The organism is Gordoniibacillus kamchatkensis, assembly GCF_000829455.1.
Taxonomy (GTDB): Bacteria; Bacillota; Bacilli; order Paenibacillales; family NBRC-103111; genus Gordoniibacillus; species Gordoniibacillus kamchatkensis.
Genome location: NZ_JXAK01000122.1, coordinates 1 through 6304 on the forward strand (window position 1 = coordinate 1; position 6304 = coordinate 6304).

The following is a 6304-nucleotide window of genomic DNA, read 5'->3' on the forward strand; positions in this document are numbered from 1 at the left end:
GCTGCGGCAGCGCGCGCCGTACCGGCGCTGCCGCCTTTGCCCGCGCGCCCCGCAGGCGCGCGGCCTTGCTGCTCGCGGCGCTGGCGCTGCGCCGCGGCGCTTCGATCGTCGCCAGGGTCGACGATCTTGCCTTCATAGATCGCTTTCCTCGCGATCTCCAGCCCGAGCGCTTGGCAAACTTGTCCATGATAAACGTTTGCTGCGGCGTAACGATGGACGCGGCCGTGCCGGGGCGTCCCATCCGGCCTGTCCGGCCGACGCGGTGCACATAATAATCCGGCCCCGGGGCCGGGTCCAGATTGAACACATGCGTCACGCCGGCCACATCAAGCCCGCGCGCGGCGACATCCGTCGCGAGCAGCAGCTGGAACTTACCCGCCCGAAACCGGCTCAGCACGTTAGCCCGCTCCTGCTTGCCGGCTTCGCTGTAGAGCGCCTCCACGGACAGGCCGACATATTGAAGCTTCTGCACGACCTCCGCCAAATCCGCAGTCGCATTCACGAACACGATCGCCGATTTTGGCGCAAATGCGTGCACAAGCCGGCGCAGCGTGTCGATTTTGTCCCGCTCGTCGCAGACGAAGTAGACGTGCTCCAGCGTCGGCGCCGTCCGCTGGCCAGGGTTGACCCGCACGACCGCAGGCTCCTTCATCCAGCGCTGCGCCAGCTGCTCCAGCTCCGGCGGCACCGTCGCCGAAAACAGCATCGTCTGCGTCCCGCGCGGCACGCTTTTCATAATCGCCTCGACTTCGGCCGTGGAGCCGAGCGAGAACACTTGGTCCGCTTCGTCGATGACGAACGTGCGCACCGTCTGCAAGTTCAGCTTGCGCAGCTTGATCAGCTCCAGCACGCGCCCCGGCGTACCGACAACGAAATGCGGCTTCAGCTTCAGCTTGTCGATTTGCCGCTGCAAAGCCGCACCGCCGATCAGCTGCTGCACGAGCACCCCGCTTTCCTTGCCGGCCGCCTCGGCCACATGCACGATTTGCATCCCGAGCTCGCGCGTCGGCACGAGCACGAGCGCCTGCAGCTCTTTCCGCGATGCGTCGATGCGCTGCAGGGCGGGCAGCAAATACGCGAGCGTTTTGCCTGTGCCCGTCTGCGACTGCGCAATCACATCGCGCCCTTCCAGGCCAAGCGGAATGACCTCTTCCTGCACCGCCGTCGGCTCTATGATCGACTGCTCCTTGAGCGCCTTCAGCAGCCGCGTATCCAATCCGAATCGTCCAAATCCTGTCGTCATGCCTGTTCCTCTTCCCGTTGCATAGGTTCATCGGCGCTGTCGGTTTCCCGGTCGAACCGGTAGCCCCAGTCCCGCTCCAAATGTTTGCGAATCGCCGCCCGGGCGCGATACAGCCGCTGCCGGACAGCCCCTTCGCTGATTCCCAGCTCGTCCGCCATTTCTTTGTACGACATATTGTACAGCAGCTTCATGGCCAAAATTTGCCGGTACGACGGGTGCAGCTCCGCCATATAGCGGGCGATCGCGTCACGGACAAACTTGAACTCGACTTCCTTCTCAAGCCGTGCCGCGCTGCCGAACGGCTCCGCCGACTCGCGCACGGCGAGCTGCGAATTTTCGTCCAGCTCCGCCCGGTTGCGTTTCAGCTTGCGAAAATGATTAAGCGTCACGTTGCGCGTCAGCTTTTTCAGCCACGGTTCCAGCTTGACCATCGCATCGAGCCGCCCCGCTTTGCGGACCGCCCGCAGAAACGACTCCTGAATAATGTCTTCCGCCGCCGCATGATCGCGTACAATAAACATGACCATGCGGTAGACGAGCAAATAAAACTCTTGGTAAACCCTCTCCTGCACCGAACTATCGAGCTGCAAAAAATCATCCGTAACAAGGTGGAAAAGCTTGTCGGGCATAAATAAAGCTCCTATCGTTGCCTATTCGACGAGGTGGTCCAGCAGCAAAGCTAACTTCGTAAGCCGGGAAGCTTTTTAAGCCGTTCGGAACAATGAACGCAAACATTCTGAATCGGCAAAACCTCCGGCTTGACGCTCTAGCTACAGGCAGACTATTTCCATATTAGGCATCGCCGATTGGTAAACAATAGGAAATGAGTAATTATTTTGCCAAGCCGTTAATCCGTGTTAGCCACTACACCGACTCCGCCGCATGCCGCGCCAGTTTGCTGCGAACCCAGGCGAACACGGCGTCGAGCGCCCGCTCGTCCTCCTCCTTCGGAAAACGGTGCTGCAGCCCTTCATACAGCTCCATCGCGTAATCCTTGCCGGCCCTCTCCAGCGCTTCCGCCAGCTTGCGCGCCTGCCCGACACCGACCTGCGGGTCGCAGGTGCCGTGCACGATCAGCACCGGGCTGCGGATCCGGTCCGCCCAATATACGGCCGACCGTCGCTCGTATTGCTCCGGGTCTTTGCGCGGATGGCCGACGACGCGCTTCAACATGCGCCGCAAATCGACGCGCTCCTCATAAGTCTGGAACAAATCGCTGACACCGCCCCAAATGACGACCGGCCCGACGCCGTCGCATTCTTTGGCCGTCAGCAAAGCGTTCACCGCGCCTCGCGAAAAGCCGATGAGCGTCACCGGGCATGGGGCAACTTCCGGCAGCGAACGGACGAGCGGCACCGCACTGTGCACATCGAAGCGGTCTTCCCCGCCGAAATCCTCGCGCCCTTCCCCGCCTTCGTTTCCCCGGTAAAATGGCGCGAACACGACGAAGCCGCGCCGCGCCATCGAAACGATGCGGCGAATGCGCACCATCCCGACTTTGCGGATGCCGCCCCGGCAGTAAATGAGCGGCGGGCATGGAACACAGTCCCCCGGTACGACGAGATAACCTTTCACCTTAAGTCCCTGGCTTATGTAAGTCACGACGTACAGCGCCACGTTTTTGGCGAAGCACCGTACTTGCTCCCGGTCTACGAGCCAGCCGTCCGGCAGTGCTTGTTCCGCCGCCGCGGGATGCAGGTCTTCCATCCGCTCACGCTCCTTCTGGCCCGGAACCGTTTTGACACCGGGAAGCGGGTTCCGGTACACTGAACTTAACCTTATTCTGACTCGAAAGGCGGATCCTATGAATCCCGAGTTCACTAACGATTTTGACGCCCTCGTCGCCAAGCTCGCCGAGCTGACGACAGGGGACGCGTCGCCCGAAATGATGGAAAAAATCAAAATATGGGCGATCTACAACCACATCCACAAAACGATGCCGGCGCTGGCTTCCCATTGGGGGCAGTCGCATCCGGCCGCACGCGCCGAAGTGCGCAAGCTGTTCGAGGAAGTCCGCGACAAAAACCGGGCCTTGAGAAAATCGGACGGCGAAGAATAAAACGGCTCCCCCGCAGCCAAAATAAGCCACGATTCCATAAACCTGCAAAGGAGCTGAATCGCATGGCCAAAGTGGCGGTGGAAAATAGTTTGAGCAACGTCAGGGAAGCGCTCCAGAATAACGGCTTCGAAGTGGTCGACATGAACAACGCGGCCGGCTGCGCATGCTGCGTCGTATCTGGACAAGACGAAAACATGATGGGCATCGCCGATACGTACACGCAAGCTTCGGTCATTAACTGTGAAGGCATGACTGCGGACGAAGTCGTCCGGCAAGTGAACCGCTGCGTCGAGAACGCGCAGTAACACGGTACGCGGGCTGCCCGCAGCCGCCTTTGCCATCCGAATGCGAGTCTCGCCCCTTGCGAGGCTCGCATTTTTTGCTGGGTCCGAAAGTCTTAGCTGTGCCTTTACTCGGCTGACTCGCTCCTAGGCTTTAAGCCGGAGGTGAAGCTGTGTGCAGCGGCCCTGGCGTCTCTCAGCCAGCTTAACGCCATGGCGTTAAGCCGGAGGTGAAGCTGTATGCAGCGGCCCAGACGTCTCTTAGCCCACTTAACGCCATCGCGTTAAACCGGAGGTGTAACGGTGAGCAACGTCCCGGACCTCTCTCAGTCAGCTTAACGCAAATAAACGCGCTCGTCTTTTACTTCTTGTTCAGAGTGCGCAGCGCAATGCGGTCGAAGGTGCGCGGAAACAGCTGCGCCAGCTTGATCGCTGAGCTGGCGTAGCGGGGCAGCACGACTTCCGGCGTCTCCCTTTCGATCGCGCGGATGACGGCGGCGGCCACTTTGTCCGGCTTGAGCATGAGCCAGGAGACGTTTTTGACATAATGGCCGCCCGGATCGGCAATATCGAAAAACGGCGTATCGATCGGGCCCGGATTGATCGCCGTAAGCTTGACCCCGGTGCCCGCCAGCTCTTGCCGGAGCGAGTTCGTGAAGCCGAGCACGGCATGCTTCGTCGCGCTGTAGCCCGCCGATTTGGCCGAGCCGAATTTGCCCGCGAGCGAGGCGATGTTGACGATGTGTCCGCTGCGCAGCGCCAACATATGCGGGAGCACCGCCTTCGTGCAGCGCACGGTGCCGAAATAATTCACATCCATCATCCGCTCGTATTCGGCAAGCGGGGCATCGACAAAACGGTCAAACACGCCGTAGCCGGCGTTGTTGATCAAAATATCGATGCGCCCGAAGTCCCCGATCACGCCGCTCAATACCGATTCTACCTGCGCCGAATCCGTCACGTCCAGCCGCCGCACTGCATGCTGGCCGGGCAGGCTGGCGGCTACGCCGCGCAGCTTTTCCTCCGATCGCGCGGTCAGAATGACCGTTGCTCCCCGCTTCGCCAGCTGGTGCGCCATCTGAGCGCCGATGCCGCTTGACGCGCCGGTAATGAGGGCGATTTTTCCTGTAACCTCCACTTGCGTTCCCCTCCCGCAAAAAAAGTGGACGCCCGCCTGGAGCCTCCACATTATCGTTGCTATGCTTAGTTTACGCGATCAGCACTTGAATATCCAGCTCGCCGATGCCGTCCATAATAAGCGGTATGGTCAGCGCCTTGCTCGTCTTTGCAGCGTCTGGAATGTACAGCTTCGGCGGCGTTATGTCGACGTGGATGCCTTGGTTGTACAGCATTGTGCTGGCGTTGCCGCTAATCATGTTGCCGAGCTCGGAAATCGCGCTGCGGCCGATATCGTCCATCTCCGTTAAAACGAACCCTCCCATCATCGCCGAGACGACCTTAAGCGCCACCGACTCGTGCAGCCCGAACAAAATGTCGCCCTGCATTTGTCCCGTCATGCCGATCTGTATCCAAATGTAGCCGGACTGCAACTGCACTTCCTTGACTCCAAGCTGCCCGGTGGTAGGCCGAACGTTGGCCACTTGTTCGATGACGATTCTAGCTGATTCCAGGAACGGATTGATATACTCGGCCTTCATCATTGGTCTCCTTTTACAGAATCAGAAAGTATGCTGTCCCGCAAGAAGCTCCCTGATTCGACATGAAAAGTTACCTCTTTCGCAAGGTCGTTCAGCGTAGCGCCAGCTTTGAACGCGTTGTGAATGAACCGTGAATGAACGACTTTTTCCTACATTATACCTAATGATTAGCAAATCGTATACCCTTTTTCCTGCTTTCTCCAACAGTTTCGCGCACAATGCGGCGTCCGCGGTCCCGAATTCGCCTCCATTCGACGGCGTTCGTGTTCCCCTACCGGACCGGCGGCGGCTATAATAAGGTTAGAGCATAGATGACATAAGGAGACGATCTGATGGCTGCATTCATCCTGGATTTGGACGGAACTTTATACGCCGGCAAGACGGTGATCCCTCATGCCGCCGAATTTGTGGCGCTGCTGCGGCGCAAACAGCTGCCGTTCCTGCTCGTGACCAACAACTCGTCGCGCTCGCCGGACGACGTTGCGGCGCACTTGCGCGGCCTCGGCATCGAAGCGCGGCCGCAGGACGTGCTGACGAGCGCGCAGGCGGCCGCGCAGCATTTGCAGGAGCGCGGCGGCGTGCGCCGCGTCCTGTGCATTGGCGAGGCGGGGCTGCGCCTCGCCTTGAGCGAGGCCGGCTTCGAGCTGGCGAACGAAGCCGGCCTGCCCGATGCGGTCGTGCAAGGCATCGACCGCCAGTTTACGTACGGCAAGCTGGAGCATGCCGTACGTGCCTTGCGCGCGGGCGCGGCGTTCGTGCTCACCAACCCGGACCGGCTGCTGCCGTCGGACGGCGGCCTGTCCCCGGGTGCAGGTTCGCTCGCCGCTGCGCTGGAAGCCGCCTCCGGCGTCGCCCCGGTCGTGATCGGCAAGCCGTCGCCGATCATTATGGGCTATGCCGTCGCCAAGCTGGGTGCGCCCCCAAGCGATGTAGTGGGTGGTCGGCGACAACGCCGCCACCGACATCGCCGGGGGCGCCGGCGCCGGCTGCCGCACGGCGCTCGTGCTGACGGGGCTCGCCACACGCGATACGTACCGCGCGCACTCGCCGGCGCCGGCGCCGC

The 6304-nt window shown here is 60.8% G+C and carries 8 protein-coding genes and 1 pseudogene; 4 read left to right on the forward strand and 5 right to left on the reverse strand.

Annotated elements, in window-relative coordinates:
* From SD70_RS32085 to SD70_RS32095, 3 genes are all read right to left on the reverse strand, one after another.
* A partial coding sequence (locus tag SD70_RS32085) for a DEAD/DEAH box helicase (protein WP_052488125.1) occupies positions 1-1243 on the reverse strand: 1243 nt, incomplete at its 3' end.
* Positions 1240-1872 carry an RNA polymerase sigma factor gene (locus tag SD70_RS32090; RefSeq protein WP_082053813.1) on the reverse strand — a complete coding sequence of 211 codons (633 nt, stop codon included), beginning with the start codon at positions 1870-1872 and terminating at the stop codon, positions 1240-1242. The genes SD70_RS32090 and SD70_RS32085, both read right to left, overlap by 4 nt.
* A 235-nt stretch (positions 1873-2107) precedes the next feature.
* Entirely contained in the window at positions 2108-2950 is an 843-nt protein-coding gene (locus SD70_RS32095) for an alpha/beta hydrolase family protein (protein WP_052488126.1), read from the reverse strand.
* Between the two features lie 97 nt (positions 2951-3047).
* Here SD70_RS32095 and SD70_RS32100 point away from each other — a divergent pair, with 97 nt between their 5' ends.
* The gene (locus SD70_RS32100) at positions 3048-3302 is read left to right on the forward strand and encodes a DUF2573 family protein (protein ID WP_041052714.1); all 255 of its coding nucleotides are present in this window, start codon (positions 3048-3050) and stop codon (positions 3300-3302) included.
* Between the two features lie 62 nt (positions 3303-3364).
* Positions 3365-3607, forward strand: a complete 243-nt coding sequence (locus SD70_RS32105) for a YkuS family protein (protein WP_041052717.1) — start codon at positions 3365-3367, stop codon at positions 3605-3607.
* A gap of 337 nt (positions 3608-3944) precedes the next feature.
* Here the strand turns inward: SD70_RS32105 and SD70_RS32110 are convergent, their stop codons facing one another.
* Together SD70_RS32110 and SD70_RS32115 are read right to left on the reverse strand one after the other, a co-directional pair.
* Complete coding sequence (locus SD70_RS32110; protein ID WP_041052719.1) at positions 3945-4721, reverse strand: SDR family NAD(P)-dependent oxidoreductase; 777 nt, start codon at positions 4719-4721, stop codon at positions 3945-3947.
* A gap of 70 nt (positions 4722-4791) precedes the next feature.
* Positions 4792-5241, reverse strand: coding sequence for a chemotaxis protein CheX (locus SD70_RS32115; protein ID WP_041052721.1), 450 nt, complete (start codon positions 5239-5241; stop codon positions 4792-4794).
* Between the two features lie 332 nt (positions 5242-5573).
* Between SD70_RS32115 and SD70_RS32120 the strand changes: the two are divergent.
* Both SD70_RS32120 and SD70_RS40050 read left to right on the forward strand, forming a co-directional pair.
* A pseudogene (locus SD70_RS32120) lies at positions 5574-6116 on the forward strand (HAD-IIA family hydrolase); the annotation flags it as partial.
* A 61-nt stretch (positions 6117-6177) separates the two neighbouring features.
* The coding region (locus tag SD70_RS40050) for an HAD hydrolase-like protein (RefSeq protein ID WP_331436872.1) at positions 6178-6304 on the forward strand (127 nt) is incomplete at its 3' end.

Excerpts from the sequence above, each read along its gene's own strand:
- SD70_RS32090 (WP_082053813.1), bottom strand. The coding sequence starts at position 1,872 with ATGCCCGACAAGCTTTTCCACCTTGTTACGGATGATTTTTTGCAGCTC.
- SD70_RS32095 (WP_052488126.1), bottom strand. The coding sequence starts at position 2,950 with ATGGAAGACCTGCATCCCGCGGCGGCGGAACAAGCACTGCCGGACGGC.
- SD70_RS32100 (WP_041052714.1), top strand. The coding sequence starts at position 3,048 with ATGAATCCCGAGTTCACTAACGATTTTGACGCCCTCGTCGCCAAGCTC.
- SD70_RS32105 (WP_041052717.1), top strand. The coding sequence starts at position 3,365 with ATGGCCAAAGTGGCGGTGGAAAATAGTTTGAGCAACGTCAGGGAAGCG.
- SD70_RS32115 (WP_041052721.1), bottom strand. The coding sequence starts at position 5,241 with ATGAAGGCCGAGTATATCAATCCGTTCCTGGAATCAGCTAGAATCGTC.